The sequence below is a fragment of the Streptomyces sp. NPDC001056 genome, from assembly GCF_053598955.1.
On record NZ_JBSFLI010000033.1, the window covers coordinates 13,625 to 39,795 of the forward strand.

Sequence of the window (26,171 nt, forward strand, 5' to 3'; positions counted from 1 at the left end):
AGGACCCACCGTGACCTGGCCGGCCGCCACGCCCACCGGCACCCCGCGCCTGCGCCTCGAACCCCTGCGGGTCGCGCACGCGGCGGAGGCGGTCCGCGTGTTCGACGACGTACGCCTGCACACGTGGACCGGCGGCGCGCCCGCCACCCTGGAGGAACTCCGGGCCCGGTACCGGCGCCAGTCGGCGGGGCACTCCCCGGACGGCCGGCAGGGCTGGCTGAACTGGATGCTGCGGCGGCTGACGGACGGACGGCTCGTCGGCACCGTCCAGGCCACCCTCTCCCACCCGCAGGCGGACGGGGAACCGGGCGTGACCGAGGCCGGACTGGCCTGGGTGATCGGCGTCGACCACCAGGGCGAGGGCTACGGGCGCGAGGGCGCGCTCGCCATGGCCGACTGGCTGCGCGCCCACGGGGTGGACCGGTTCACCGCGCACATCAACCCCGGACACGAGGCGTCCATGGGCATCGCGAGGGCGCTCGGCCTGCGGGCCACGGACCGGATCACCGACGGCGAGGTGCTGTGGCGGGGGCCCGGTCACGGTACGCCCAGTTCGAACAGGGCGTAGCCCGCGTAGGAGCCGGAGGCCAGGGCCGCGAAGGCGAGGACGGTGCACAGCACGGGCAGCGAGAGGCGGCGCAGGGCTGCGGCCAGGGGCAGGAAGAGCGGGAAGCAGGGGAGCAGATAGCGGGAGACGTTGGCGAAGATCTGCTGGCTGCCCAGGACCAGGGCCAGGGTGAGGACGGTGTACACCACCAGCACCGCCGGCGGGCGCAGCCGTATCAGCAGGGGGAGCAGCGTGAAGGCGAGCAGGACGACGCCGACGCCGATCATGTCCGCGAAGGGGTAGGCGAAGAGGTAGTCGCCGAAGTGGCCCACCGGCACGGACCGCAGCACGTCCAGGGTCTGGCTGCCGTAGTCGAAGCGGTGCGCCCACGCGCCCGACTGGAGTTTGAAGTACCCGCCGAGATCGCCCATCCGGTCGCCCACCCAGAGCAGGTAGCCGAGCAGCCCGAGCGGGGCCACCGCCAGGGCGAACAGCGGGCGCAGCACCCCGTCCTCGCGGCGGCGCACCGCCAGCAGCGCGGCCACCGCGAGCGCGGCGATCAGCGCGGCGGCCGTGGGCCGGTTGAGTCCCGCCATGAAGGTGAGCACCCCGGCGGCGAGCCAGCGGCGGGTCAGTACGGCATGGCAGGACCAGGCGGCCAGGGCCACGTAGAGGGAGTCGGAGTAGACCGCCCACTCCACGCCCGAGCCCGGCCACACCGCCCACAGCCCCGCCGCGGCGAGGCCGGCGCGGCGGCCGCCGAAGCGTTCCGCCACCGCGTAGACGCCGAGCGCGGCCGCGAAGGACGCGAGGATCGACACCAGGAGTCCGGCGCCGTAGGAGCCGAGTCCGGTCACCGCGGAGGTCAGCCGCATCAGCGCGGGGTACAGCGGGAAGAACGCCGCCGAGTTGCCCTCCAGCGTGATCATCCCGGTGGCGCCCGGGACGGGGACGAGCTTCGGGTCATAGCCGTGCAGCGCGATCTGCTGGTACCACCAGCCGTCCCAGGTCGCCAGGACGTCCCAGGCGTGCGCCCCGCCGCCGAAGCGCGGGTCCTTGCCGCGGTAGTCGCCGGCGGCGGACAGCAGGTACATGAAGGAGCAGAAGCCGACCAGCTTCAGCGACCCGAACACGGCGAGCACCGGGCCGTGCCGGCGGGCGGCCGCGCGGAGCCGGGAGCCGGGCGCGAGGGCCGGGGCGAGCGGCCGAGGCAGGGTCGCGGTCATGCGGTCGTACGGGGACGGCGGGCGGCGGCCAGGGTGCGCCGCAGCCGGGCGATACCGCGCAGGTCGGCCAGCGCGGTGGCGAGGATGTCGACGCTGCTGTCCGGGTCGTCCACCCAGTCCACCGGTACCTCGTGGATCCTGAGCCCCGCCCGCTCGGCGAGCACCAACAGCTCGGTGTCGAAGAACCACTCCTCGTCCCGCACCAGCGGCAGCAGCCGTTCGGCGGCCTCGCGCCGCACCGCCTTGAACCCGCACTGCGCGTCCGAGAAGCCGACGGCGAGCGCCCAGTGCAGCAGCGTGTTGTAACAGCGAGAGATCACCTCGCGCTTGGGCCCGCGCACCACCCGCGCGCCGGACGCGAGCCGGGTGCCGATGGCCAGGTCGGAGTGGCCGGATATCAGCGGCGCGACGAGCGGCAGCAGCGCCGCGAGGCCCGTGGACAGGTCGACGTCCAGGTACGCCAGGACGGGTGCCCGCGAACCCGACCAGGCCGCCCGCAGCGCCCGGCCGCGGCCCTTCAGCGGCAGCCGCAGCGAGGTCACCTCCGCGAGTTCCCGGGCGAGCCGGGCCGCGATGCGCGGGGTGCGGTCGGTGCTCGCGTTGTCGGCGATGGTGATCCGGAAGGGATAGGGGAACGTGTCCCGCAGATGTGTGTGCAGCCGCCGGAGGTTCGGCTCCAGGTCCTTCTCCTCGTTGAACACCGGTACGACCAGGTCCAGTACGGGCTCGTCGTGGTGCGTCGGCAGCGGGGCGCGCCGGGGCGCCGGGGACTGGGCCGGTCCGGTCGGCCGGCCCGGTCGGATGCTGATCACGTGGTTCCCCGTTCGGTGTCACTCGGTGGCGGTCGTGGCGGTCGTGGCGGTCGTGGTGGCGGTCGTGGTGGGCGGCGGGAGCGAGGTCGTCGGGGGCGTGGTCGGCGTGGAGGGCGGGGCGGGCGTCGCGCTCGGGGTGCTCGACGGCGTCCCCGTCGGGGGCGCGGTCGGCGGGTACGACGTGGAGGACGTCGCCGTCGGGGTGTTCGACGGCGTCGTTCCGGGAGCGCCGGGCGGTGACGAAACCGGCGGCGAGGACGAACTCGGTGACGTGGTAGGCGAGATGGACGCCGAGGGCGCCGGACTCGTCGCGGGCCGCGGCCTCGGCGCGCCGGGCCGCACCTCGGTGTGGCCGTGCGGCCACAGGAAGAGGCCGAGGCCGAGCCCCGCGACCACCGCCGCGGAACCGGCGGCCCGGTACGCCGCACGCACCCGGCGGCGGGTGTGCACCCCCGCCCGCAGCCGCTCCCGGTGCCGCGCCTCGAACGGCGCCGGCTCCAGCGTCCCGTGCATCAGCCGCGTCAGCCGCTGCTCGAACCCGTCGGCCTCGTGGGTCTCGCCGGTCCCGTCGACTCCGTCGATCGCGCCGGTCCCGTCCATGTGATTCCCGAGCTTCATCACTCACCCCACCGGCTCGTTGACGTCCGACAGCAGCTGCCGCAGCCGGGCCACCCCGCGCGCGGCATGGGACCGCGCGGTGCCGACGGGGCAGCCGAGCGTCTCGGCGACCTGCCGGTCGGGCAGGTCCTGGTAGTAGCGCAGGACGACGGCGGCCCGCTGCCGCGGCGTCAGCCGCGCGAGCGCGGCCTCCAGGCGGGAGCGCTCCGCCACGGTCGCCGACAGGTCACCGGCCGCCGCCGGCTCGGGCAGCTCCTCCACGGGCCGCTCGCCCCACCAGCGCCGTCGCGCCGAACGGGCCGCGGCCCGCGCCAGCACGGTGCGCACATACGCCTCCGGCGCCTCGTCGGCCACCTTCGGCCAGGCGAACCACAGCTTGACCAAGGACTCCTGCAACAGGTCCTCGGCCCGGTGCCGATCGCCCCCGGTGAGCAGTCGTGCCAGGTGGCACAGGACCGACCAGCGGGCCGCCACGAACGCGTCGTACTCACCGGCCCGAGCCTGCTCCATTCCCACGGTCTCCGTCTCTCGCCGGCGCTCTTCACAAGGGGAAAGGCCCTGGACCCCCTCGCGCGCTGCACCCGGCGGGCGTGATCCGCGTCACGCACGGCCCGCGCACAGGCTCAGACGACCCGCAGCAGCAGCACCGCCCGCCCCGGCACCATGAGTTCCGTGCCCGCCGAATGCACCGTGCCCGGCGCCGCCGACTGGTCCTCGCGGGAGGTGTCCACCACCGCCTCGTACCGCTCGGCCCACGGCGGACCCGGCAGCACGAAGGCGGTCGGGGACTCGCCCGCGTGCAGCACGGCGAGGAAGCTGTCGTCCACCACCTGCGCGCCCCGCTCGTCGCGGCCCGGGATGTCACGCCCGGAGAGGAACATGCCGAGCGTGGCGGCGGGGGCGTACCAGTCGCCCTCGGTCATCTCCGCGCCCAGCGCCGTGAACCACGCCAGGTCCCGCAGCCCGTCCGCGGTCTGCGCCCGGCCGGAGAAGAAGGCGCGCCGGCGCAGCACGGGATGGCGGTGGCGCAGCGCGATCAGCCGCGAGGTCAGTTCGAACAGGGCCCGCCAGCCCGGCTCTTCGAGCAGCGACCAGTCCAGCCAGCTGATCGCGTTGTCCTGGCAGTACGCGTTGTTGTTGCCGCCCTGGGTGCGCCCGAGTTCGTCGCCGGCCACCAGCATGGGCACGCCCGTGGACAGCAGCAGCGTGGTGAGCAGATTGCGCAACTGGCGGCGGCGCAGGGCCCGGACGCCCTCGTCCGCCGTCTCGCCCTCGGCGCCGCAGTTCCAGGACCGGTTGTCGTCGGCGCCGTCCCGGTTGTCCTCGCCGTTCGCCTCGTTGTGCTTGCGCTCGTACGACACCAGGTCGCGCAGCGTGAAACCGTCGTGCGCGGTGACGAAGTTGACCGAGGCGTACGGGCGCCGCCCGCCCCAGGCGTACAGGTCGCTGGAGCCGGACAGCCGGTAGCCCATCTCGCGCACATCGGGCAGCGCGTGCCGCCAGAAGTCCCGAACGGCGTTCCGGTAGCGGTCGTTCCACTCCGCCCACAGCGGCGGGAAGGCGCCCACCTGGTAGCCGCCGGAGCCGATGTCCCAGGGCTCGGCGATGAGCTTGACCCGGCGCAGCACCGGGTCCTGGGCGATCACCGCGAGGAACGGCGACAGCATGTCCACGTCGTGCATCGAGCGGGCGAGCGCCGCCGCCAGGTCGAAGCGGAAGCCGTCCACGCCCATCTCGGTCACCCAGTAGCGCAGCGAGTCGGTGATCAGCCGCAGCACCTGGGGCCGGACCACGTGCAGGGTGTTGCCGCAGCCGGTGTAGTCGGCGTAGCGGCGGGCGTCGTCCTGGAGCCGGTAGTAGGCGCGGTTGTCGACGCCCTTCAGGGACAGGGTCGGCCCCAGCTCACCCGCCTCCGCCGTGTGGTTGTAGACCACGTCGAGGATCACCTCGATGCCGGCGGCGTGCAGCGCGCGCACCATCCGCTTGAACTCGCCGACCTGCTGTCCCGCCGTACCGGAGGCGGCGTAGGCGGCGTGCGGGGCGAAGTAGCCGATGGAGTTGTAGCCCCAGTGGTTGCGCAGCCCCCGGCGCAGCAGATGGTCCTCGTGGGCGAACTGGTGGACGGGCAGCAGCTCCACGGCCGTCACGCCCAGCCTCACCAGGTGGTCGACGGCGGCCGGGTGGGCGAGACCGGCGTACGTCCCGCGCAGCGGTCCGGGTATCCCGGGGTGCAGCTTGGTGAAGCCGCGCACATGCAGCTCGTAGATGACCGAGTCCGCCCAGGGCGTCTTGGGGCGGCGGTCGTCGGACCAGTCGTCGTCATCGTGGACGACGACGCCCTTGGGGACGTACGGCGCCGAGTCCCGCTCGTCGCGCACCGTGTCGGCGACGTGCTGCTCCGGCCAGTCGCGCACATGGCCGTACACCTCGGCCGGCAGGGTGAACTCGCCGTCCACCGCACGCGCGTACGGGTCGAGGAGCAGCTTCGCCGGGTTCCAGCGGGCGCCGGTCCACGGGTCCCAGCGCCCGTCCACCCGGTAGCCGTACCGCTGGCCGGGCAGGACGCCCGGCACGAAGCCGTGCCAGATCTCGTGCGTCAGCTCGGTCAGCGGGACCCGCGTCTCCCCGCCGTCCGCGTCGAACAGGCAGACCCGGACCGCCTCCGCCCCGGCCGCCCACAGCGCGAAGTTGGTGCCCGCCACCCCGTCGGGACCGACCCGGAAGCGGGCCCCCAGCGGCGTCGGCGCGCCCGGCCACGCCGCCGGGACGGGTACCGGGGCGCGCCGGGCGCCGTTCGTCGGGGGTACCGCGGCCCGCTGTCCGGCCGGTGCCCGCTGCTCGGCTGCGCTCGTCACCTGTCGGCCCCTCTTCCAGTGGCTCGGCCCGGGAGCGGCGCAGCCCGCCCCGCCGGGCCGCCGGGCATGCCCTGGGGCGCCCGGACGGACCCGGCGCGGCCCGCCGTGCCAGGGCGCCGGCAGGTCCGGCCACCCGGTGCGGCCGCGCCCCTCGGCTCCGGTGCGGGCGCGGCGGTCGGCTCCCCGACGTGTCGTCCTTCCCACAGTTCTGCCCACCACATGGCTCGCACTCACGTTTCCCCGGAGCGTGCCCGGTCGTTGGGTACCGCGTGAGGCACGTACAACGACGCGCACGGCGCGCGGGGGCCGCACTGGCCGCCGTACTGACATGGGCCGGACTGCTGGCCGGATGCACCGCGGGCGGCTCGGGCCCGCTGGGCCTGGGCGGCAGACCCGGCGGGACACCGGCCCCTCGCGACGCGATCCGCGTCGCCCCCGACGACGGCAGCACGGCCGTCCGGCAGACCCAGCGGCTGCGGGTGCGGGTGCCCGACGGCCGTCTGGAGAAGGTGAAGGTCGTCAAGGAGCAGGACGCGCGGGCCACCCCGGTCCCCGGGCACCTCAGCGCGGACGGGCTGACCTGGCGGCCGGACGACGACGAACTGGCGCTCGCCGCCAGGTACACCGTGGACGCGGTGGCGCTGGACTCCCGGGGCCGCCGCTCGGCCCGGCACACCGCCTTCACCACCTACGTCCCCGACAAACGGTTCATCGCCTACGCCACCCCCGAGAACCGCTCGGTCGTCGGCACCGGGGAGATCGTCTCCCTGGCCTTCAGCACGGACATCGTGAACAAGGCCGCCGTCGAACGGGCCGTGCGCGTCAGCGCGCGGCCCGCCGTGGAGATCCGCCCCCACTGGTTCGGCAAGAACCGGCTCGACTTCCGCCCGGAGAAGTACTGGAAGCCCGGCACCAAGGTGACCGTCGACCTCGGGCTGCGCGACGTCGAGGCCGCCAAGGGCGTCTACGGGCTCCAGGACAAGAGCTTCTCCTTCACCATCGGGCGCAGCCAGACCTCCCTGGTCGACGTGGCGGCGCACACCATGCAGGTGCGGCGCGACGGGCGGCTGCTCGCCACCGTCCCGATCACCGCGGGCGCCCCCGAGAACCCCACCTACAACGGCAAGATGGTGGTGATGGAGATGCTGGAGGAGACCCGGATGAACAGTCAGACGGTCGGCTTCGGCGGTGAGTACGACATCCCCGACGTCCCGCACGCCATGCGGCTCACCGACTCCGGCACCTTCCTGCACGGCAACTACTGGGACCCGACCGCCCCCGGCGTGGCCAACGTCAGCCACGGCTGCGTGGGCCTCAGGGACGTCCAGGGCGGCAGCTCGGACACCCCCGCCGGGTGGTTCTTCGACCGCAGTCTGGTCGGTGACGTCGTGGAGATCGTCAACAGCCGGGACAAGACCGTCGACCCGGGCAACGGCTACGGCGGGTGGAACCTGTCCTGGCAGGCTTGGAAGGCGGGTTCCGCGGTGAGATAACCACCGGGACGGCCACAAGGCGGCGCGCGGGGGGACGGTGCGGGTGACAGGCGGAAGTTGCGACGGAACGGTGACATTCGCCTGACACCCCGCTCAAAACCGGGCAGTTAATATGCGCGCACCGATGTGGTGGGGAGCGGGCCGATCAGGCCCGGCGAGGGGAGAACAACTTGAACGTGCGGCCGATATCGGGGGCGTCGGTGGCGAGGCGGCGGCGGCGCGCGGCAGGGGGGCTCATAGCCGGCTCCCTGGTGCTGTCGCTCGCGGCGTGCGGCGGGGGCGGTGGCGGCGGCAAGGGCGACGACGGCAAAGGCGCCGCGACCCAGCAGGGCCGCCCGTCCACCGCCGCGGTCAGCATCGCGCCCGAGTCCGGTGCCACGGGCGTCGACACCGACGGCGCCCTCAGAGTCAGCGCGGCCCGGGGCAAGTTGACCGAGGTCACCGTCAAGGACGGCAAGGGCGCGAAGGTCGACGGCGGCATCAGCGGCGACGGCTCCTCCTGGACGCCGTCCGCCCACCTCGCCGCCGGCACCACGTACACGGTGCACGCGGTCGCCAAGGACACCGACGGCCGCGAGACCACCAAGGACTCCCGCTTCACCACCCTCACCCCGAAGAGCACCTTCCTCGGGTACTTCACCCCCGAGGACGGCTCCACCGTCGGCGTCGGCATGCCGTTCTCCGTCAACTTCAGCCGGGGCATCACCCACCCCGACGCCGTCGAGAAGTCCATCAAGATCAAGACGGACCCGCCGGTCGACGTCGAGGGCCACTGGTTCGGCAACGACCGGCTCGACTTCCGCCCCGAGAACTACTGGAAGTCCGGCACCAAGGTCACCGTCGACCTCGACCTCGACGGCGTCGAGGGCCGCGACGGCGTCTACGGCAAGCAGCACAAGAAGGTGTCGTTCACCATCGGCCGCAGTCAGGTCTCCGTGGTGGACGCGAGCAAGCACACCATGCAGGTCACCCGCGACGGCAAGGTCATCAAGACCCTCCCGGTCACCACCGGCAAGCCCGGCTACGACACGTGGAACGGCCAGATGGTCATCAGCGAGAAGCTGTCCGTGACCCGGATGAACGGCGAGACGGTCGGCTACGGCGGCGAGTACGACATCAAGGACGTCCCGCACGCCATGCGCCTGACCACCTCCGGCACCTTCGCCCACGGCAACTACTGGGGCGGTGGCGCCTTCGGCAACTACAACGCCAGCCACGGCTGCATCGGCCTGCGCGACGTGAAGGGCGGCTACGACTCCTCGACGCCGGCCGCGTGGTTCTTCGACCACTCGATCCTGGGCGACGTGGTGGTCGTCAAGCACTCCCACGAGAAGACCGTGGACCCGGCGAACGGGTTCAACGGGTGGAACATGTCCTGGGCGGACTGGAAGAAGTAGGCCCTTCGGGGCGTGGGACAGGCCCTGTGCGGTGTGCGGGCCCGGTGCTGTGACCTACGGCACCGGGCCCGCCGCCGTTAGTCGCCGTTAACCTGAACCGCATGACCGTCACTCTTGATGTCGCCGAAGGCGTCGGCACGCTGCGTCTCGACCGCCCCCCGATGAACGCGCTGGACGTCGCCACCCAGGACCGGCTGAAGGAACTCGCCGAGGAGGCCACGCGCCGCGACGACGTGCGCGCCGTGGTGATCTACGGCGGGGAGCGGGTGTTCGCGGCGGGCGCGGACATCAAGGAGATGCAGAACATGGACCACACCGCGATGGTCCTGCGCTCCCGCGGCCTCCAGGACGCGTTCACCGCCGTGGCCCGCATCCCCAAGCCCGTCGTCGCCGCCGTCACCGGCTACGCCCTCGGCGGCGGCTGCGAGCTCGCCCTGTGCGCCGACTACCGCATCGCCGCCGACAACGCCAAGCTCGGCCAGCCCGAGATCCTCCTCGGCCTGATCCCGGGCGCCGGCGGCACCCAGCGCCTGCCCCGCCTGGTCGGCCCCTCCAAGGCCAAGGACCTGATCTTCACCGGCCGCATGGTCAAGGCGGACGAGGCCCTCGCCATCGGCCTGGTGGACCGGGTCGTCCCGGCCGCCGAGGTCTACGAGCAGGCGCACGCCTGGGCCGCCAGGCTCGCGCAGGGCCCGGCGATCGCGCTGCGCGCCGCGAAGGAGGCCGTCGACACCGGCCTGGAGACCGACATCGACACCGGTCTCGCGGTCGAACGGAACTGGTTCGCGGGCCTGTTCGCCACCGAGGACCGCGAGCGCGGCATGCGCAGCTTCGTCGAGGAGGGGCCGGGCAAGGCCAAGTTCCTCTAGCCCAGGCGCGGGTGGGCGCGAGGAGGCCGCTCGTCGGGCTGAACTCCCTTGCGTCTACTCTTAATTGACGTTCTGTCTCATCCGGGTCCCTCGTTGGGGCGGATTATGGGAGCCTTGAAGCACCCTTAAGCCTGTCTCGTCGAGGGAGCCCCGCGATTGCCCGGAAGTGAGTCGTCCTCGCAGCTCAGCCGGGCCCTACCGGCCAGTGACATGCCGCCGGCATATGCCAATAGCTCGGTATGGAGCAGGGGCGTGCGGGGGGCGTATTCCTCGGGAACGGCCCCCAAGACGGCTCAGGACGGCCATCATGGGGGCATGGCGGGGCTGGACGGCATCGAACAGCCGCGGGGACACAGCCGCGCGTCCGCGGCACGCTGGTCGCCCACGGTCGAGGACGAACGGGCGCTCAAGGCGCTCGAACTGTTCGGCGATCCCACGGAGCGAGAGGTCCAGCTGCCGTCCCGCCCGGAATCCGCCGCCACCGCCCGCCGCCTCGCCCAGGTCGTGGTCCTGCGCACCTGGCGGCTCACCCCCAAGCTGGCCGAGGATACGGTCCTGCTCGTGTCCGAACTGGTCGGCAACGCCGTACGGCACACCGGCGCCCGCGTCTTCGGCCTGCGCATGCGCTGCCGCCCCGGCTGGATGCGCGTCGAGGTCCGCGACCCCTCGCGGGGGCTGCCGTGTCTGATGCCCGTCCAGGAACTGGACGTCAGCGGCCGCGGGCTGTTCCTGATCGACAAGCTCTCCGACCGCTGGGGCGTGGACCTGCTGCCGCGCGGCAAGACGACGTGGTTCGAGATGCGGGTGAACGAGCGGTAGGGCGGGGCGCGACGCACGATGCCCACTCCTCGGGCAATCCGCCCCTTTCTTACCTTTCGCCCTTTGAATGGCGCGGGTGACCACCACCAACCGTCGCGACGCGCTGCGGGCGGGTGCCGGGCTCGTCGCGGGCGGCGCGCTCGCCGCCGGGTGCGGTACGGGCTCGACCGCCCCGACCACCGCCACCGCGTCCCCCGTCGCCACCCCACGGGCCCCGTCCGCCCCCGTGAAGGCATCGCCCGCCCCGGCGCCCCGCGCCTACCCCGGACAGCCCGCCCAGATCGCCCACGGCCCGCGCACCCGCCCCCGGGTCGCCCTCACCTTCCACGGCCAGGGCGCCCCGGACATCGCCCACGCCCTGCTCACCACCGCCGAACAGCACGGCGCCCGCCTCACCGTGCTCGCCGTCGGCACCTGGCTGGACGAGCACCCCGGCATCGCCCGCCGCATCCTCGACGGCGGCCACGACCTCGGCAACCACACCCAGCGGCACATCTCCGTCAACGACCTCGCCGAGTCCGACGCCCGCAAGGAGATCACCGACTGCGCCGACCGGCTCAGCCGGCTCACCGGCTCCATCGGCACCTGGTTCCGCCCCTCCCGCGCCCCCACGGCCTCCCCGCTCGTCGCCCGCCTGGCCCGCGGGGCCGGCTACCCGCACGTGCTGTCGTACGACGTCGACTCGCTCGACTACACCCGCCCCGGCGCCGCCGCCGTCACCCGCAAGGTCCTCTCGGAGGTGCGCGGGGGCTCGGTGGTGAGTTTGCATTTCGGGTACGAGGACACGGTCGCCGCCCTCCCCGACGTCCTCAAGGAACTCGACCGCCGCGAACTGCGCGCCGTCACCACCACGGAGCTGCTGAGCTGATGCGAACCACGAACGCCGCCCGCCGGCTGGCCGCCGGTGCCGCCCTCACCGCGCTCGCCCTGGTGTCCGCGTGCAGCGGTCGGGCCGCGCACCGCGAGAACGAGGCCGTCGGCAGCAAACCGCCGGTCCAGCCGCAGGTGAACGAGGCCCGGGTGAACGTCCTGCCCGGCATGCCCCCGGTCGAGGACCCGGCGGACATCTACGCGGCGGACCGTCCGGGCCGGTTCTCCCCGGTGGTCAAGGACTTCCCCTCCCGGGTGTACGTCCCCAACACCAACTCCGACACCGTCACCGTGATCGACCCCGAGACCTACAAGGTCATCGACACCATCCCGGTGGGCCGCCAGCCCCAGCACGTCGTGCCCTCCTGGGACCTGAAGACCCTGTGGGTCAACAACGACCTCGGCAACAGCCTGACCCCGCTGGACCCGCGCACCGGCAAGGCGGGCAAGCCGGTCGACGTGCACGACCCGTACAACCTGTACTTCACGCCCGACGGCAAGTACGCGGTCGTCATGGCCTCCATGGACCGCCAGCTGGTGTTCCGCGACGCGCACACCATGAAGACCGCCAAGGCGCTACCGGTCAGCTGCTACGGCGTCAACCACGCCGACTTCTCCCGCGACGGCCGCTACTTCATCGTCTCCTGCGAGTTCAGCGGCGAGATCCTCAAGGTCGACACCGCGAAGATGAAGGTGGTCGGCCAGGAGAAACTGCCGGTGCACGGCTCCATGCCGCAGGACGTCAAGGTCTCCCCGGACGGCAAGCGGTTCTACATCGCCGACATGATGGCCAACGGGGTGTGGGTCCTGGACGGCGACAGGTTCACCAGGCCGACGCTCCTGTACACCGGCAAGGGCGCGCACGGGCTCTACGTCAGCCGCGACTCCCGGGAGATGTACATCTCCAACCGGGGCGAGGGCACCATCTCCGTCTTCGACTTCGCCCGGAACAAGCTCACCAAGAAGTGGGAACTGCCCGGCGGCGGCAGCCCCGACATGGGCGGCGTCTCGGCGGACGGCAAGGTCCTGTGGCTGTCCGGCCGCTACGACGCGGAGGTGTACGCCATCGACACCCGCACCGGCAGGGAACTGGCCCGCATCCCGGTCGGCAGCGGCCCGCACGGCCTCGCCGTCTATCCCCAGCCGGGCCGCTACTCACTGGGGCACACCGGCGTCTTCCGCTGAGCCTGAGCCCGAGCCCGAGCCCGAGTCCGAGTCCGAGTCCGAGCCCGAGCCCGAGTCCGAGCCCGAGTCCGAGCCCGAGTCCGAGCCCGAGTCCGAGCCCGAGCCCGAGTCCGAGCCCGAGTCCGAGCCCGAGCCCGCGGCCGAGGCGGCGGGCTGAAGCAGCAGTTCCGCGCCGACGGCACGGAAACCGGCCGCCTGGAACGCCCGTACACTCCGGGCGTTCCCCGGCGCCACCTGCGCCCACACCGGCTCGTCGGCCAGCCGCCGGGCCGCGCCCGCCAGCAGCCGCCCGAAGCCCTTTTCCCGGGCCCCCTCGTCCACCTCCACCGACACCTCCAGCCGTCCGGCCATCCCGCGCCCCATGACCAGCACCCCGCCCTCCGCCTGCCACGCCCGTACGTCGTCGCGGCGGCCGAGGGCGTACCGGATGCGCGGATGGCCGACGTCGCGGATCTCCGTCAGCGCGAGCGGCGGCCCACCGGGGAGCGGGGCGCCCACCAGCAACGCGTCCACCGTCTCCGAACGCCGGCCGGTGCGCTCCAGCAGCGCGGCCAGGAAACGCGGGTGCAGGGCGGCCGCCAGCGGATCACAGTCCGGGGCGCGCAGCGCCTCGTACACCCATGCGGGGTCCTCGTCCGTGACGACGACGGAGTGCGCGGTGAACCCCAGCACGCCCGCGTCCCGCGGCGAGGGTGGCGGTACGACCGTCGTACTGCCGTCCGCCGCCGGGAACACGCCCCGGGCCACACCGTCGAGAATGTCCCGCAAGGTCTCCAAGGCGCCGCTCCTTGAGTCTCCACCCGCTGGAAGGCCCAGACTCCCAGACATGAACGACGACGGCACCGGACTTCTCACCATCGGCGAGCTGGCGCGGGCCACCGGACTGACCGTGCGCACGATCCGCTACTGGTCCGACGAGGGCGTGCTCACCCCGGTGACCCGCTCCGCGGGCGGGTACCGCCTGTACGACGTCGCGGACGTCGCCCGTCTGGAGCTGATCCGGACCCTGCGTGAGCTTGGTCTCGGTCTGGACGACGTCCGGCGGGTGCTGGCGGGGGAGCGGACCGTGGCGGAGGTGGCGGCGACGCATGTCGCGGCGCTGGACGCGCAGATCAGGTCGCTGCGGGTGACCCGAGCGGTGCTGTCGTCCGTCGCGCGACGCGGCTCGACCGCGAAGGAGATGACCCTGATGAACAGACTGGCACGGCTGTCGGCGGCCGAACGACAGCGGATCATGGCGGAGTTCGTGGCGGAGACCCTTCAGGGGCTGGACGCCGTGGACCCCGAGATCCAGGAACGGATGCGCGCCACCACCGTCGATCTGGCGGACGACCCCACGCCCGAACAGGTCGACGCGTGGGTGGAGTTGGCGGAGATGCTCCAGGACCCGGACTTCCGGGCGCAGATGCGCCGGGCGATGGAGTTCAACGCGGCGGACGGGGCGCCGGGGGAGGCGCGCGGCCGGTCCCTCTGGTTCGCCAAGCGCCTGGTGGAGCTGGTGGCCCCGGCCCGCGAGCGCGGCATCGCACCCGGGTCGCCGGAGGCGGAGACGGTCCTGCACGACCTCTTCGGCGACGCCGACCGGGGCGCCGTACTCGACCGCATGACGGCCGGCTTCAACGACCGCGTCGCCCGATACCGCGAACTGGTCGCCATCGTCAACCGCACCCCCGCGCCGCCGCACGCCGAGGACTTCGCCTGGGTGGTCGCGGCACTTCGTGCCCGCGCGGACAGTTAATCTGACCAGCGTCAGTACGCCAGTATGGCACGAGAAACACGAACAAAAGGGGCGGATCGGTGGCGGACATCGAGGAAGCACGCAAGCAGTTCCAGCGGATCGACGCGAACGGTGACGGTTTCATCACCGCCGCCGAGTTCAAGTCCGCCCTCGCCCAGGGGGGCGACTGGAACGTCACCGACGCGGTCGCGGAGGCCATCATCAAGACCCGCGACCTCAACGGCGACCAGGTCCTGTCCTTCGACGAGTTCTGGACCTACCTGAACAAGTGACCCGCCCGCCAGGGGTGCCCCTTCTCCCGACAGCGGGCACCCCTGCGTGCGTCACCCGGCCGCCCACTCCTTGAGCGCGGCCTCGGACGGGAAGTCGGCCAGGTCCCTGTCGTGCGGCTGGCTCGCGTACTGGTGGAAGCGCCACTTCGCCTTGATGCGGGGCTTGCCCGCGGTGACGTAGTCGGCGATCCACAGGCCGTCGCCCGCGTACGAGGTGCGGTCGATGTTCAGCCAGAAGTCCCTGTTGGTGTAGAGCACCACCCGGTTGTGCGGCCGCAGATCTTTCAGCTTGCGGATGAAGATGTCCTTCTCCGCGTTGCTGGCGTGGGTGCCGTCGCTCGTGGTCTCCCAGTCGACGGCCAGGATGTCGCCGGCGCGTTCCGGGGTGTGCTGGAGGAAGTAGTCGGCCTGGGCCGTGAGGTTGCCCGGCCAAAGGAAGTGGTAGAAGCCGACGACCAGTCCGGCGTCGCGGCCGGTCTTGGTCTGGGCGGCGAGGCGGGGGTTGACGTACGAACGGCCCTCGGTCGCCTTCGTGAAGACGAAGGAGAGACCGTCCGTGTCATATGACGTGGACTGGAATGAACTTACGTCGATGCCGTGGAGCATGCAGGGTTAGTGCCCGTCCCGCGGCCCCCCGGAAACTTGCCCCCGGTCGCGGGGCTTTCACCACAGCCGGACGGAGCCACCGACGGTGCGCCCGCTCACACCGGAGCGCGATGAACCCCGCCGGCGCGGGACGGTGTACCACGGCACCACGCTCATGATGCTGCGCGACGGCTACGGCCGCATATACGACGAACTGGGCCGCGAACTCGCCCGCCACATCGGCGAGACGGTGACCCTGGCCCACACCTTCGACCCACTGGAAGCAGCAAGCCGGAGGACCTGGCACTGCCAACGGGGCGCCGAAGACCGCCTGGTCTCCGTGACCGCCCGGACCGCACCCGCTGGCGCTACACCTAGGATGCCGCAGGAAGATCCGCCGGGCAGGACCTGGGCCCTCGGGACCGGGCGGCGGCTCGGGTGTTCGCCCTCGGCCATCGCCCGGTTCGAGCACGGATGCGCGATCCCGTTCAGCACTCGATGATGTTCACCGCGAGCCCGCCCCGCGCCGTCTCCTTGTACTTCACCGACATGTCCGCGCCGGTCTCCTTCATGGTCTTGATGACCTTGTCGAGGGAGACCATGTGGGAACCGTCGCCGCGCATCGCCATCTTGGCGGCCGTGACCGCCTTCACCGCGGCCATGCCGTTGCGCTCGATGCACGGGATCTGGACGAGGCCGCCGACCGGGTCGCAGGTCAGGCCCAGGTTGTGTTCCATGCCGATCTCGGCCGCGTTCTCGACCTGTTCGGGCGTGCCGCCCAGCACCTCGGCGAGCGCGCCCGCCGCCATGGAGCACGCGGAGCCGACCTCGCCCTGGCAGCCGACCTCGGCGCCGGAGATGGAGGCGTTCTCCTTGAAGAGCATGCCGATCGCGCCCGCGGCCAGCAGGAAGCGGACCACGCCGTCCTCGTCCGCGCCCGGCACGAAGTTGATGTAGTAGTGCAGCACCGCGGGGATGATGCCGGCCGCGCCGTTCGTCGGGGCGGTCACCACCCGGCCGCCGGCCGCGTTCTCCTCGTTCACCGCCATCGCGTAGAGCGTGATCCACTCCATCGCGCGGGCCAGCGGCTCGCCCTCGGCCCGCAGCTGGCGCGCGGAGACGGCGGCCCGGCGGCGTACCTTGAGCCCGCCGGGCAGGATGCCCTCCCGGGTCATACCGCGCTGCACGCACGCCCGCATCACCCGCCAGATCTCCAGCAGGCCCGCCCGGATCTCCTCCTCGGTGCGCCAGGCCCGCTCGTTCTCCAGCATCAGGGAGGAGATCGAAAGCCCGGTCTCCTTGGTGAGGCGCAGCAGCTCGTCGCCGGTGCGGAAGGGGTACTTCAGGACCGTGTCGTCCAGCACGATCCGGTCCGCGCCGACCGCGTCCTCGTCCACGACGAAGCCGCCGCCGACCGAGTAGTACGTCTTGCTGAGCAGCTCGGCGCCCGAGGCGTCGTACGCCCATATCGTCATGCCGTTGGCGTGGTACGGCAGGGCCTTGCGGCGGTGCAGGACCAGGTCGTCGTCGAAGGAGAAGGCGATCTCGTGCTCGCCGAGGAGCGCCAGGCGCCCCGACGTCCTGATCGACTCCACCCGGTCGTCGGCGCTCTCCACGTCCACCGTGCGCGGGGAGGCGCCCTCCAGGCCGAGCAGGACCGCCTTGGGGGTGCCGTGGCCGTGTCCGGTCGCGCCGAGCGAGCCGTACAGCTCGCAGCGCAGGGACGCGACCGAGGCCAGCAGGTCCTCGTTGCGCAGCCGGCGGGCGAACATGCGCGCCGCGCGCATCGGACCGACCGTGTGGGAGCTGGACGGGCCGATGCCGATCGAGAACAGGTCGAAGACCGAGATGGCCACGGTCACTCCTTGGGGCAGTGGTGGGGCACTCTCCGTCGAGTGCCCCACCAGGGGACTTACTTGTTCAGACCCGGGTACAGCGGGTGCTTGTCGGCCAGGGCCTTCACCCGGGCCTTGAGGGGCTCCGCGTCGTAGGACGGCTTGAGCGCCTCCGCGATCACGTCCGCGACCTCGGCGAAGTCCTCGGCCGTGAAGCCGCGGGTCGCGAGCGCGGGCGTGCCGATCCGCAGGCCCGAGGTGACCATCGGGGGACGCGGGTCGTTCGGGACCGCGTTGCGGTTGACCGTGATGCCGACCTCGTGGAGCCGGTCCTCGGCCTGCTGGCCGTCCAGCTCGGAGGCGCGCAGGTCGACCAGGATCAGGTGCACGTCCGTACCGCCGGACAGCACGTTCACCCCGGCCTCACGGGCGTCCGCGGCCGTCAGGCGCTCGGCGAGGATGCGGGCACCGTCGACGGTACGGCGCTGGCGCTCCTTGAACTCCTCGGACGCCGCGACCTTGAAGGACACCGCCTTCGCCGCGATCACGTGCTCCAGGGGGCCGCCCTGGAAGCCCGGGAACACGGACGAGTTCAGCTTCTTCGCGAAGTCCTTCCTGGCGAGGATGATGCCGCCGCGCGGGCCGCCCAGGGTCTTGTGCGTCGTGGAGGTGACCACGTCCGCGTACTCGACCGGGTTCGGGTGCAGACCGGCCGCGACCAGGCCCGCGAAGTGCGCCATGTCGACCCACAGGTACGCCTCGACCTCGTCCGCGATCCGGCGGAAGGCGGCGAAGTCCAGCTGCCGCGGGTACGCCGACCAGCCCGCGATGATCACCTTGGGGCGGTGCTCCTTGGCGAGCCGCTCGACCTCGGCCATGTCGACCAGGCCGGTCTCCTCGTCCACGTGGTACGCGACCACGTTGAACTGCTTGCCGGAGAAGTTCAGCCGCATCCCGTGGGTCAGGTGGCCGCCGTGCGCGAGGTCCAGGCCGAGGATGGTGTCCCCGGGCTGGGCCAGCGCGAACAGGGCCGCCTGGTTGGCGGAGGCGCCGGAGTGGGGCTGCACGTTGGCGTACTCGGCGCCGAACAGCTCCTTGATGCGGTCGATGGCGATCTGCTCGGCCACGTCGACGTGCTCGCAGCCGCCGTAGTAGCGGCGGCCCGGGTAGCCCTCGGCGTACTTGTTGGTGAGGACCGAGCCCTGCGCCTCCATCACCGCGAGCGGCGCGAAGTTCTCGGACGCGATCATTTCGAGCGTGGACTGCTGGCGGAGCAGCTCGGCGTCGACCGCGGCGGCGATCTCCGGGTCCAGCTCGTGCAGGGGCGTGTTCAGGACAGTCATACGGCTACGACTCCTCAGCCGGCGGTGTGGGCGTCGTACTCGTCGGCGGAGAGCAGGTCGGCCGGCTCGTCCGCGACGCGCACCTTGAACAGCCAGCCGCCCTCGAAGGGCTCGGAGTTCACCAGCGACGGGTCGTCGACGACGTTCTCGTTGACCGCGGTGACCTCGCCGGTGACCGGGGAGTACAGGTCGGAGACCGACTTGGTGGACTCCAGTTCACCGCAGGTCTCGCCCGCCTCGACGGTGGAGCCGACCTCGGGGAGCTGGGCGTAGACCACATCGCCGAGCGCGTTGGCCGCGAACTCGGTGATGCCGACCGTCGAGACGCCGTTGTCGTCGGCGCCCGACAGCCACTCGTGCTCCTTGCTGTAGCGCAGCTGCTGGGGGTTGCTCATGCCTGAATTCTCCTGTACGCGCGGGGGTGCTGATGACGGGGGGAGGGTGGTGACCGCCGATGGGCGGGCGAATGTGCGCAGGGTCACGTGCCCGCCCGGCGGGGGGCGGGACCGGGACCGGGCTCGCTGTCTACTTCTGGCGCTTGTAGAACGGCAGCGCCACGACCTCGAAGGGCTCGTGGGTGCCGCGGATGTCCACGCCGACGCCCTCGGTGCCGGGCGCCGCGTGCGCCGCGTCGACGTAGGCCATGGCGATCGGCTTGCCCAGCGTGGGGGAGGGGGCACCGGAGGTGACCTCGCCGATGACCTCGCCGCCGGCGACGACCGAGTACCCGGCGCGCGGGACGCGGCGGCCCTCGGCGATCAGGCCGACCAGGACGCGCGGCGGGTTCTGCTCGGCGCGGGCGGCGGCCTCGACGAGCGCGGCGCGCCCCACGAAGTCGCCCTCCTTCTCGAACTTGACCACGCGGCCGAGCCCGGCGTCGAAGGGGGTCAGCGAGGTGTTCAGCTCGTGCCCGTACAGCGGCATGCCCGCCTCCAGGCGCAGGGTGTCCCGGCAGGACAGGCCGCACGGCACCAGGCCGACGCCCTCGCCGGCCTTGGTCAGCGCCTGCCACAGCTCGACGGCGTGCTCGGGCTTCACGAACAGCTCGAAGCCGTCCTCGCCGGTGTAGCCGGTGCGGGCGATCAGCGCGGGGACGCCGGCGACGGTGCCGGGCAGGCCCGCGTAGTACTTCAGGCCGTCGAGGTCGGCGTCGGTGAGGGACTTCAGGATGCCGGGGGAGGCCGGGCCCTGGACGGCGATCAGGGCGTAGGCGTCCCGGTCGTCGCGCACCTCGACGTCGTGGCCGCCGGACCGCTCCTCCAGGGCGTCCAGGACCACCTGGGCGTTGGAGGCGTTGGCGACGACCATGTACTCGGTCTCGGCGAGCCGGTAGACGATCAGGTCGTCCAGGATGCCGCCGTCGGCCTGCACGATCATCGTGTAGCGGGCGCGGCCGACGCCGATGGAGGCGATGTTGCCGACCAGGGCCATGTTCAGGAAGTCGGCCGCCTCGGGGCCGGTGACGGTGATCTCGCCCATGTGGGAGAGGTCGAACAGACCCGCCTTGGTCCGCACGGCCACGTGCTCGTCGCGCTCGGAGCCGTAACGCAGGGGCATGTCCCAGCCCGCGAAGTCGGTCATCGTCGCACCGAGCGAGCGGTGCACGGCGTCCAGCGCGGTGTGTCGGAGTTCGGTACTGCTCATCGGTCGGTCGTCTCCCAGGGCAACAGGGATGGGGCGAGGAACGTTCCTCCCCATCTGTCATCGGAACCTGAGAGGTTCGCCGGGACCGCCAGGGGGGCGATCACGGCTTGCACCTTGGGTGGGGCCGCTGTCACAGCGGCCCGCTTTTCAGATGTGCCTCGCCCGCGCGGTAACGGTGCCTGAGAGATTCAAGGGAGGGACTTGCTCCTTCGGCGCCCCAGCGAAGCCTGCTGGGGACTCTCCCGCGCGGATTCAAACGGCCGGTATGCAGTTGGCGGCCACATCATTGCACGTCGCACCCCCACCCGTCAGGGGCCGTATCCGTAACCGACCTGTGGCGGTACGCGCACCCGCCCGTGGCACATCGGGCATTACCTTTCCTTTACGTCGGCCGGGCAGGGAGATTACCGAACCACAAGGGGAGGACGATCATGGCGAACAGGACCATGGCGCACGCGACCGGCATCCCGGCGCCGAGGAGCCTCGTGGCCCGCGAGCGCGCGGCCGGCCGCCCCGCGTCCCTCGTGCGGGACCTGCGCGACCGGGCGGCCCCCGGCCCGCGCACCCTTCGCTTCGGCCCCCGTGACATCGTGGTGCTCACCGGCCTGCCCGGCAGCGGCAAGTCCACGCTGATGCGCCGCGCGGTCACCGACCGCCGCGTCGACTCCCAGGACACCCGGGCCCGCTTCGCCGCCCGCCTGCCCCGCCTGCTGCCGTACGCCCTCTACCGCCCCCTGGTGCGCGCCGCGCACTACCTCGGGCTGCGTCGCGCCCTGCGCACGTCACAGGGCCTGGTCGTGCACGACTGCGGCACCCAGCCCTGGGTGCGCGCCTGGCTCGCCCGCGCCGCCCGCCGCTCCGGCGGCACCCTGCACCTGCTCCTGCTGGACGTGCCGGAGGAGACGGCCCGCGCGGGCCAGCGCGAGCGCGGCCGGTCGGTCTCGCGGCTCGCCTTCGGCCGCCACCGCCGTACGACGGCCCGGTTGCTCGGCGCGGTGGAGCGGGGCGAACTGCCCGCGGGCTGCGGTTCGGCGGTGCTGCTCGACCGGGCCGCGGCGGACGCCGTGCAGCGGATCGTGTTCACGGAGTACGGCACTGTCACCGGTACCCGCTAGCCTTCATGGTCACAGAGCAGTGGTTCCCAGCAGGCGGTAGGCAGATGGACTTCCCGGCACAGGCGCACCCCCACCCGCACGGCGGTTGGCCCGGCAACGAGCTGGAGGAGGTGCTGTCGGCCTCCCTCGGCATACCCGCGGCGGGCGGCCGGATCATCGAGGTACTCGGCCGCAGCTTCGTCTGGGTGCCGCTGCCGTCCGGCGGCGGACCCGGCGGCGGCCCGCTGGACCTGCCCACCCTGGAGATCGACGGCCAGGCGTACGTCCCGGTGTTCAGCTCCGAGGAGCAGTTCCGCCAGGCGGTCGGCTCCCACATGTCGTACACCATCGCCCCGGCCGTGGAGTTCGCCCGCGGCCTGCCCCCGCAGGCGGGCATCGCCGTGAACCCCGGCGGCACGGTCGGCATCCCGCTCCCGCCGGACGCCGTCGCCGAGCTCTGCCGCGCCGGCCGCACCCCGCTGGACGGCCCCGCCTCCGGCGGCCGCGTCCGCCTCTTCGAGCCCGACTGGCAGGACGACCCGGTCGACTTCCTCTCCGCCGCGTCCGCCGAGTTCGCCGCGACGGGTGTGGTCCTCACCGCCCGCCGCTGCCTGGCCGCGATCGAGACCGCCGACCCGGTCATGTTCGTCGGCGTGGAGCTGTCCCAGTGGGACGGCGACTTCCGCGCCCTCCCCCTGGAAGCCCTGGGCCGCGCCCTCGGCCGGGTCCCGGTCCGCTGGCCGGTCAACCTGATCCTGCTGGACGTGACGGACGACCCGGTGGCGGAGTGGCTGCGGACGAATGTCCGCCCCTTCCACGCCCACTAGAACCCGACGGTGCGCGGCCCGCCCCGAAGGGGCGCGGGGAACCGCGCGACCGCCCCACCACGACCCGCACCCGCGCACGAACACACGGGCCCCGAGCCACCAGGCGCTTAAGCTGTCCCCCGACGCGGAGTACTGAAAAGAAGGGCACGACAAGGTGAGCGCGAGCCACAGCGGCAGCGTCGGCGGCGGTGTCGAACACACGCTCCGCCACGTCACGCCCGGACGCTACGACGCGTACGAGGCCCTGCTCCGCGCCCTCGCCACCCCCTCCGCGGGCCAGATCTGGATGCTGCTGTGGCACGGCCAGGCCGGCTCCCCGGACGCCCAGTACGGGGACATGGAGGTCGAGGGCTTCCACTACGCGCCCTGTGTCACCTCCGCCCAGGAGCTGTCCGCGAGCGGCTGGAACCGTTCGTACGAGGTCGTCGACGGCCTGGACGTCGCCCGCACCCTCTATCCCGACCACTACGGCCTCTGGCTCAACCCGCACGCCCCCGGCGGCGGCGTCGGCATCCCCTGGCTGGACCTGCGCCGCATCGCGACCGGACTGGACCGCCAGCCCGCGGGGCCGCTGCGGCTGTCCGAACCCGGGATCGAGATCCCCCAGTTCTACGCCCTGCTCGCCCAGCACGCCCACCGCACCCCCGCCCTGCGCTCCCTGCGCCGCGCCTGGGTGCAGCCCGCGCTCGGGGCGCCGTACCTCGCGATCGGTCTGGACCTGTACGAGACCTCGCCCGCCGCGGTCGACTCGGTGCGCGCGATGATGCAGCGCTCGGTCGGCGCCGTTCCGGAGGGCCTTCCGGTGTCCACCGTCGCGCTGACCGACGACCACGACCCGGTCGTGATGTGGATGCGGGCCAACGCCCGCCCGTTCTACGACCGCGAGGCCCATGCCGCCGCGCCCGCCGCGCAGCCCCAGCTCCAGTCCCCGGCGCCGGGCTATGGCTATCCGCCGGTCCACGGTGGTTACTGAGGTTCCGTCGCTTCCGACGCCGTTCCCGCCGTACCTCCCGAACCGCGGCATTACGGCGATGTGTCCCAACTGACCCGTGTCCGAGGGGCGTTACCCACTGTCCGGATAACGGAATCCTCCGCAGTGCATCACGGTTGCGCATACTTTCACCGTCAGCTCTGGCGAGTGATCGCGAAGACGCTGAAGACTCCCCACTCAGACCACGAGGCTCAAGAACTCGTGCTCGCTTGCAAGTCGACAAAGCCGCAAACCGCGGCAGCGCAGGCCGGTCACCACCGGCGAGAGGGGTCGCACATCGTGACCGCACCGATCGAGACCACCGGGGCGGCAGCCGACGCGCAGCCTGAGGCTGTGCTCGCGGGAGCCGAGAAGGGGCGGATCGAGGGTCGTTCCCTGGGCCAGATCGCCTGGACCCGCTTCAAGCGTGACAGAGTCGCCGTGGCCGGCGGCGTCATCGTGATCCTGCTGATCCTCCTGGCCGTCCTCTCGCGTCCCCTGCAGGCCGTCCTCGGCCTCGACCCCAACGCCTTCCACCAGGACCTGATCGACGCCAACACCTCGCTGCCCAAGAGCAGCTGGGGCGGCATGAGCGCGGACCACCCGCTCGGCGTGGACCCCAAGTTCGGCCGGGACATCGCCACCCGCGTCCTGGAGGGCTCCTGGGTCTCGCTGGTCGTCGCCTTCGGTGCCACGGTCCTGTCCAACGTGATCGGCGCGATCATGGGTGTGATCGCGGGTTACTACGGCGGCCGGGTCGACTCGATCATCAGCCGGCTGATGGACGTCTTCCTCGCCTTTCCGTTGCTGCTGTTCGCCATCGCGATCTCCGCAACCCTCCAGGGCGGCGCCTTCGGTCTGAACGGACTTCCGCTCCACCTCGCCGTGCTCATCTTCGTGATCGGCTTCTTCAACTGGCCCTATCTCGGCCGGATCGTGCGCGGCCAGACCCTCGCCCTGCGTGAGCGCGAGTTCGTCGACGCCGCCCGCGGCATGGGCGCCAAGGGCCCGTACATCCTCTTCCGTGAGCTGCTGCCCAACCTGGTCGGCCCGATCATCGTCTACTCGACGCTGCTCATCCCGACCAACATCCTCTTCGAGGCGTCCCTGAGCTTCCTCGGCGTCGGCATCCAGCCGCCCCAGGCTTCCTGGGGCGGCATGCTCCGCGAAGCGGTCACCTACTACCAGGTCGATCCCCAGTACATGATCGTGCCGGGCCTGGCCATCTTCATCACCGTCCTCGCGTTCAACCTGCTCGGCGACGGTCTCCGCGACGCTCTCGACCCGCGCAGCCGCTAGGCAGCCAGAGAGCCCATCAAGTTTTCCGATCAATGGAGGGGAAGCAGACCATCATGCGAAGGTCAGCGCTGGCCGCGGTCGCGGCTATCGGCTCCACCAGCCTGCTGCTCGCAGGCTGTTCCAAGGCCGATGACAACAAGGACACACCGAAGGCGGCCGGCGCCAACGCGGCGACCAAGAGCGTCGTCAACGCGTCCGACAAAAAGGGTGGCACGGTCACCTACGAGATGTCGGACGTGCCGGACTCGTTCGACCCGGGCAACACGTACTACGCGTACATGTACAACTTCAGCCGCCTCTACGCGCGTCCGCTGATGACGTTCGAGCCGGCCCCCGGTTCCAAGGGCAACACCCTGGTCCCGGACCTCGCCGCGGGCAAGGGCGTCGCCAGCGACGGCGGCAAGACCTGGACGTACAAGCTGCGTCCGGGCCTGAAGTACCAGGACGGCAGCCCGATCACCTCGAAGGACGTCAAGTACGCCGTCGAGCGGTCCAACTTCGCGCGTGACGTGCTCTCGCTCGGTCCGAACTACTTCCAGCAGTTCATGAAGGACGGCGACAAGTACAAGGGTCCCTACAAGGACAAGAACGCCAAGGGCCTGTCCTCGATCGAGACCCCGGACGACACCACGATCGTCTTCCACCTGAACCGGGCCTTCCAGGAGTTCGACTACCTGGTCGCCACGCCGCAGACGGCCCCGGTGCCGCAGTCCAAGGACGACGGCGTCGACTACGTCAAGCACATCGTCTCCTCCGGCTCCTACGAGATCCAGAGCTACCAGGAGGGCAAGCAGGTCGTCCTGGTCCCGAACAAGAACTGGGACCCGAAGACCGACCCGCTGCGCAAGCAGCTGGCCAACAAGATCGTCGTCAACCTGAAGGTCAACCCGGAGACGATCGACAAGGACATCCAGTCCGGCGACGCCACCGTCGACCTCGCGGGCACCGGCGTCCAGGCCTCCACCCAGGCGGACGTCCTCAAGTCCGCGGACGGCAAGGCCAGCACCGACAACGCCTACGGTGGCCGCCTGGTCTACGCGGCGATCAACACCAAGGTGAAGCCGTTCGACAACGTCGCCTGCCGCAAGGCCGTCGAGTACGCGATCGACAAGGTCTCCGTGCAGACCGCCATGGGCGGCCCGATCCGCGGTGACATCGCCTCCACCGTCCTGCCGCCGGACATCACCGGCTACCAGAAGGCGGACGTCTACGCGACCGCGGGCAGCAAGGGCGACGTCGCCAAGGCCAAGGACCAGCTGAAGGCCTGCGGCCAGAAGACGATCAACACCAACATCACGGCCCGCTCCGACCGCCCCGGCGAGGTGGACGCGGCCACCGCGATCATCAACTCGCTGAAGAAGGTCGGCATCAACGCCACCCTCAAGCAGTACCCGCAGGGCAAGTACTTCACCGACTACGCGGGTGTGCCGAGCTTCGACAAGAAGCAGAACATCGGCCTGATGATGATGCAGTGGGGTGCCGACTGGCCCTCCGGCTACGGCTTCCTCCAGCAGATCCTGAACAGCAAGGCGATCAGCCAGTCCGGCAACACCAACCTGTCGCAGTACACGAACAAGAAGGTCGACGCCCTGCTCGCGCAGGCGATCGCCGAGCCGGACCCGGCCAAGCGCAACGCCCTGTACGCGCAGATCGACACCCAGGCGATGGACGACGCCGTGCTGGTTCCGCTGACCTACTTCAAGGTCCTGCTGTACCGCTCGCCGTACGCCACCAACGTGGTCTCCACGGCCGCCTTCAGCGGTCAGTACGACTACCTCAACCTCGGCACCACGAAGAAGTAGCAGCCCCGGAAGGCAGGTGAAGGCATTGGTGCCCGCGGGCTTCGCGGCCCGCGGGCACCAGCGCCGGTCCC

The 26,171-nt window shown here is 71.7% G+C and carries 25 protein-coding genes, 1 pseudogene and 2 riboswitches; of the genes and pseudogenes, 16 read left to right on the forward strand and 10 right to left on the reverse strand.

Annotated features, from left to right (window positions below):
• Positions 1 to 10 precede the first annotated feature (10 nt).
• Positions 11 to 568 carry a GNAT family N-acetyltransferase gene (locus ACWDD7_RS30015; RefSeq protein ID WP_450459717.1) on the forward strand — a complete coding sequence of 186 codons (558 nt, stop codon included), beginning with the start codon at positions 11 to 13 and terminating at the stop codon, positions 566 to 568.
• Here ACWDD7_RS30015 and ACWDD7_RS30020 read toward each other — a convergent pair.
• On the reverse strand, positions 538 to 1,773 hold the full coding sequence (locus tag ACWDD7_RS30020) for a hypothetical protein (protein WP_450459718.1): 1,236 nt from the start codon (positions 1,771 to 1,773) through the stop codon (positions 538 to 540). The two genes, ACWDD7_RS30015 and ACWDD7_RS30020, sit on opposite strands and share 31 nt — an antisense overlap.
• Positions 1,770 to 2,585, reverse strand: coding sequence for a dolichyl-phosphate beta-glucosyltransferase (locus ACWDD7_RS30025; protein WP_450459719.1), 816 nt, complete (start codon positions 2,583 to 2,585; stop codon positions 1,770 to 1,772). Before ACWDD7_RS30025 ends, ACWDD7_RS30020 begins: the two co-directional genes overlap by 4 nt.
• A gap of 25 nt (positions 2,586 to 2,610) precedes the next feature.
• Here ACWDD7_RS30025 and ACWDD7_RS30030 point away from each other — a divergent pair, with 25 nt between their 5' ends.
• Positions 2,611 to 3,189, forward strand: coding sequence for a hypothetical protein (locus ACWDD7_RS30030; RefSeq protein WP_450459720.1), 579 nt, complete (start codon positions 2,611 to 2,613; stop codon positions 3,187 to 3,189).
• Positions 3,190 to 3,206: 17 nt separating this feature from the next.
• Here ACWDD7_RS30030 and ACWDD7_RS30035 read toward each other — a convergent pair whose 3' ends face one another.
• A complete protein-coding gene (locus ACWDD7_RS30035; RefSeq protein ID WP_351866857.1) occupies positions 3,207 to 3,713 on the reverse strand; it encodes a SigE family RNA polymerase sigma factor in 507 nt (168 codons plus the stop codon).
• Between the two features lie 113 nt (positions 3,714 to 3,826).
• Positions 3,827 to 6,058 (reverse strand): glycogen debranching protein GlgX, encoded by a 2,232-nt coding sequence (glgX, locus tag ACWDD7_RS30040; RefSeq protein WP_450459721.1) that lies wholly within the window; start codon positions 6,056 to 6,058, stop codon positions 3,827 to 3,829.
• Positions 6,059 to 6,327: 269 nt separating this feature from the next.
• Between glgX and ACWDD7_RS30045 the strand changes: the two genes are divergently transcribed.
• The 6 genes from ACWDD7_RS30045 (at position 6,328) to ACWDD7_RS30070 (ending at position 12,691) form a co-directional block, all read left to right on the forward strand.
• Positions 6,328 to 7,551 carry a L,D-transpeptidase gene (locus ACWDD7_RS30045; RefSeq protein ID WP_351866851.1) on the forward strand — a complete coding sequence of 408 codons (1,224 nt, stop codon included), beginning with the start codon at positions 6,328 to 6,330 and terminating at the stop codon, positions 7,549 to 7,551.
• Positions 7,552 to 7,721: 170 nt separating this feature from the next.
• Positions 7,722 to 8,948 (forward strand): L,D-transpeptidase, encoded by a 1,227-nt coding sequence (locus tag ACWDD7_RS30050; RefSeq protein ID WP_450459722.1) that lies wholly within the window; start codon positions 7,722 to 7,724, stop codon positions 8,946 to 8,948.
• A gap of 101 nt (positions 8,949 to 9,049) precedes the next feature.
• Positions 9,050 to 9,817: an enoyl-CoA hydratase/isomerase family protein gene (locus ACWDD7_RS30055; protein ID WP_351866848.1), complete on the forward strand. Its 768-nt coding sequence runs from the start codon at positions 9,050 to 9,052 to the stop codon at positions 9,815 to 9,817.
• A 315-nt stretch (positions 9,818 to 10,132) separates the two neighbouring features.
• Positions 10,133 to 10,636 (forward strand): ATP-binding protein, encoded by a 504-nt coding sequence (locus ACWDD7_RS30060; RefSeq protein ID WP_450459723.1) that lies wholly within the window; start codon positions 10,133 to 10,135, stop codon positions 10,634 to 10,636.
• 67 nt (positions 10,637 to 10,703) lie between these two features.
• Complete coding sequence (locus ACWDD7_RS30065; protein ID WP_450459724.1) at positions 10,704 to 11,504, forward strand: polysaccharide deacetylase family protein; 801 nt, start codon at positions 10,704 to 10,706, stop codon at positions 11,502 to 11,504.
• Positions 11,504 to 12,691: a YVTN family beta-propeller repeat protein gene (locus ACWDD7_RS30070; RefSeq protein WP_450459725.1), complete on the forward strand. Its 1,188-nt coding sequence runs from the start codon at positions 11,504 to 11,506 to the stop codon at positions 12,689 to 12,691. Before ACWDD7_RS30065 ends, ACWDD7_RS30070 begins: the two co-directional genes overlap by 1 nt.
• 153 nt (positions 12,692 to 12,844) lie before the next feature.
• Here ACWDD7_RS30070 and ACWDD7_RS30075 read toward each other — a convergent pair.
• A pseudogene (locus tag ACWDD7_RS30075) lies at positions 12,845 to 13,468 on the reverse strand (GNAT family N-acetyltransferase); the annotation flags it as partial.
• A 49-nt stretch (positions 13,469 to 13,517) separates the two neighbouring features.
• Between ACWDD7_RS30075 and ACWDD7_RS30080 the strand changes: the two are divergent.
• Positions 13,518 to 14,429 carry a MerR family transcriptional regulator gene (locus ACWDD7_RS30080; RefSeq protein ID WP_450459726.1) on the forward strand — a complete coding sequence of 304 codons (912 nt, stop codon included), beginning with the start codon at positions 13,518 to 13,520 and terminating at the stop codon, positions 14,427 to 14,429.
• A 59-nt stretch (positions 14,430 to 14,488) separates the two neighbouring features.
• Positions 14,489 to 14,701 (forward strand): EF-hand domain-containing protein, encoded by a 213-nt coding sequence (locus tag ACWDD7_RS30085; protein ID WP_285559990.1) that lies wholly within the window; start codon positions 14,489 to 14,491, stop codon positions 14,699 to 14,701.
• 51 nt (positions 14,702 to 14,752) lie between these two features.
• On the opposite strand, the gene ACWDD7_RS30090 is transcribed toward ACWDD7_RS30085, so the two are convergent.
• The gene (locus ACWDD7_RS30090; RefSeq protein WP_450459727.1) at positions 14,753 to 15,307 is read right to left on the reverse strand and encodes a GH25 family lysozyme; all 555 of its coding nucleotides are present in this window, start codon (positions 15,305 to 15,307) and stop codon (positions 14,753 to 14,755) included.
• Between the two features lie 85 nt (positions 15,308 to 15,392).
• On the opposite strand from ACWDD7_RS30090, the gene ACWDD7_RS30095 reads away from it, so the two are divergent.
• A complete protein-coding gene (locus ACWDD7_RS30095; RefSeq protein WP_450459728.1) occupies positions 15,393 to 15,788 on the forward strand; it encodes a hypothetical protein in 396 nt (131 codons plus the stop codon).
• Here ACWDD7_RS30095 and ACWDD7_RS30100 read toward each other — a convergent pair.
• The 4 genes from ACWDD7_RS30100 to gcvT all read right to left on the reverse strand — a co-directional run bounded on the left by ACWDD7_RS30100 (position 15,775) and on the right by gcvT (position 20,108).
• Entirely contained in the window at positions 15,775 to 17,142 is a 1,368-nt protein-coding gene (locus tag ACWDD7_RS30100; RefSeq protein ID WP_392214424.1) for an L-serine ammonia-lyase, read from the reverse strand. The two genes, ACWDD7_RS30095 and ACWDD7_RS30100, sit on opposite strands and share 14 nt — an antisense overlap.
• 56 nt (positions 17,143 to 17,198) lie before the next feature.
• Positions 17,199 to 18,464 (reverse strand): serine hydroxymethyltransferase, encoded by a 1,266-nt coding sequence (glyA, locus tag ACWDD7_RS30105; RefSeq protein ID WP_351866823.1) that lies wholly within the window; start codon positions 18,462 to 18,464, stop codon positions 17,199 to 17,201.
• 14 nt (positions 18,465 to 18,478) lie between these two features.
• A complete protein-coding gene (gene gcvH / locus ACWDD7_RS30110) occupies positions 18,479 to 18,859 on the reverse strand; it encodes a glycine cleavage system protein GcvH (protein WP_351866820.1) in 381 nt (126 codons plus the stop codon).
• Positions 18,860 to 18,989: 130 nt separating this feature from the next.
• Positions 18,990 to 20,108, reverse strand: coding sequence for a glycine cleavage system aminomethyltransferase GcvT (gene gcvT / locus ACWDD7_RS30115; protein WP_351866817.1), 1,119 nt, complete (start codon positions 20,106 to 20,108; stop codon positions 18,990 to 18,992).
• 44 nt (positions 20,109 to 20,152) lie between these two features.
• Positions 20,153 to 20,265: riboswitch (glycine riboswitch) on the reverse strand.
• Positions 20,266 to 20,363: riboswitch (glycine riboswitch) on the reverse strand.
• Between the two features lie 176 nt (positions 20,364 to 20,539).
• On the opposite strand from gcvT, the gene ACWDD7_RS30120 reads away from it, so the two are divergent.
• The 5 genes from ACWDD7_RS30120 to ACWDD7_RS30140 all read left to right on the forward strand — a co-directional run bounded on the left by ACWDD7_RS30120 (position 20,540) and on the right by ACWDD7_RS30140 (position 26,100).
• Positions 20,540 to 21,223, forward strand: coding sequence for an AAA family ATPase (locus tag ACWDD7_RS30120; protein ID WP_450459729.1), 684 nt, complete (start codon positions 20,540 to 20,542; stop codon positions 21,221 to 21,223).
• Between the two features lie 44 nt (positions 21,224 to 21,267).
• Complete coding sequence (locus ACWDD7_RS30125) at positions 21,268 to 22,029, forward strand: enhanced serine sensitivity protein SseB (RefSeq protein WP_450459730.1); 762 nt, start codon at positions 21,268 to 21,270, stop codon at positions 22,027 to 22,029.
• A 154-nt stretch (positions 22,030 to 22,183) separates the two neighbouring features.
• Positions 22,184 to 23,002, forward strand: a complete 819-nt coding sequence (locus ACWDD7_RS30130; protein ID WP_450459731.1) for an enhanced serine sensitivity protein SseB C-terminal domain-containing protein — start codon at positions 22,184 to 22,186, stop codon at positions 23,000 to 23,002.
• 297 nt (positions 23,003 to 23,299) lie between these two features.
• Positions 23,300 to 24,298, forward strand: a complete 999-nt coding sequence (locus ACWDD7_RS30135) for an ABC transporter permease (RefSeq protein ID WP_351866806.1) — start codon at positions 23,300 to 23,302, stop codon at positions 24,296 to 24,298.
• 53 nt (positions 24,299 to 24,351) lie between these two features.
• Positions 24,352 to 26,100, forward strand: coding sequence for an ABC transporter substrate-binding protein (locus ACWDD7_RS30140; RefSeq protein WP_450459732.1), 1,749 nt, complete (start codon positions 24,352 to 24,354; stop codon positions 26,098 to 26,100).
• Positions 26,101 to 26,171: the final 71 nt, after the last annotated feature.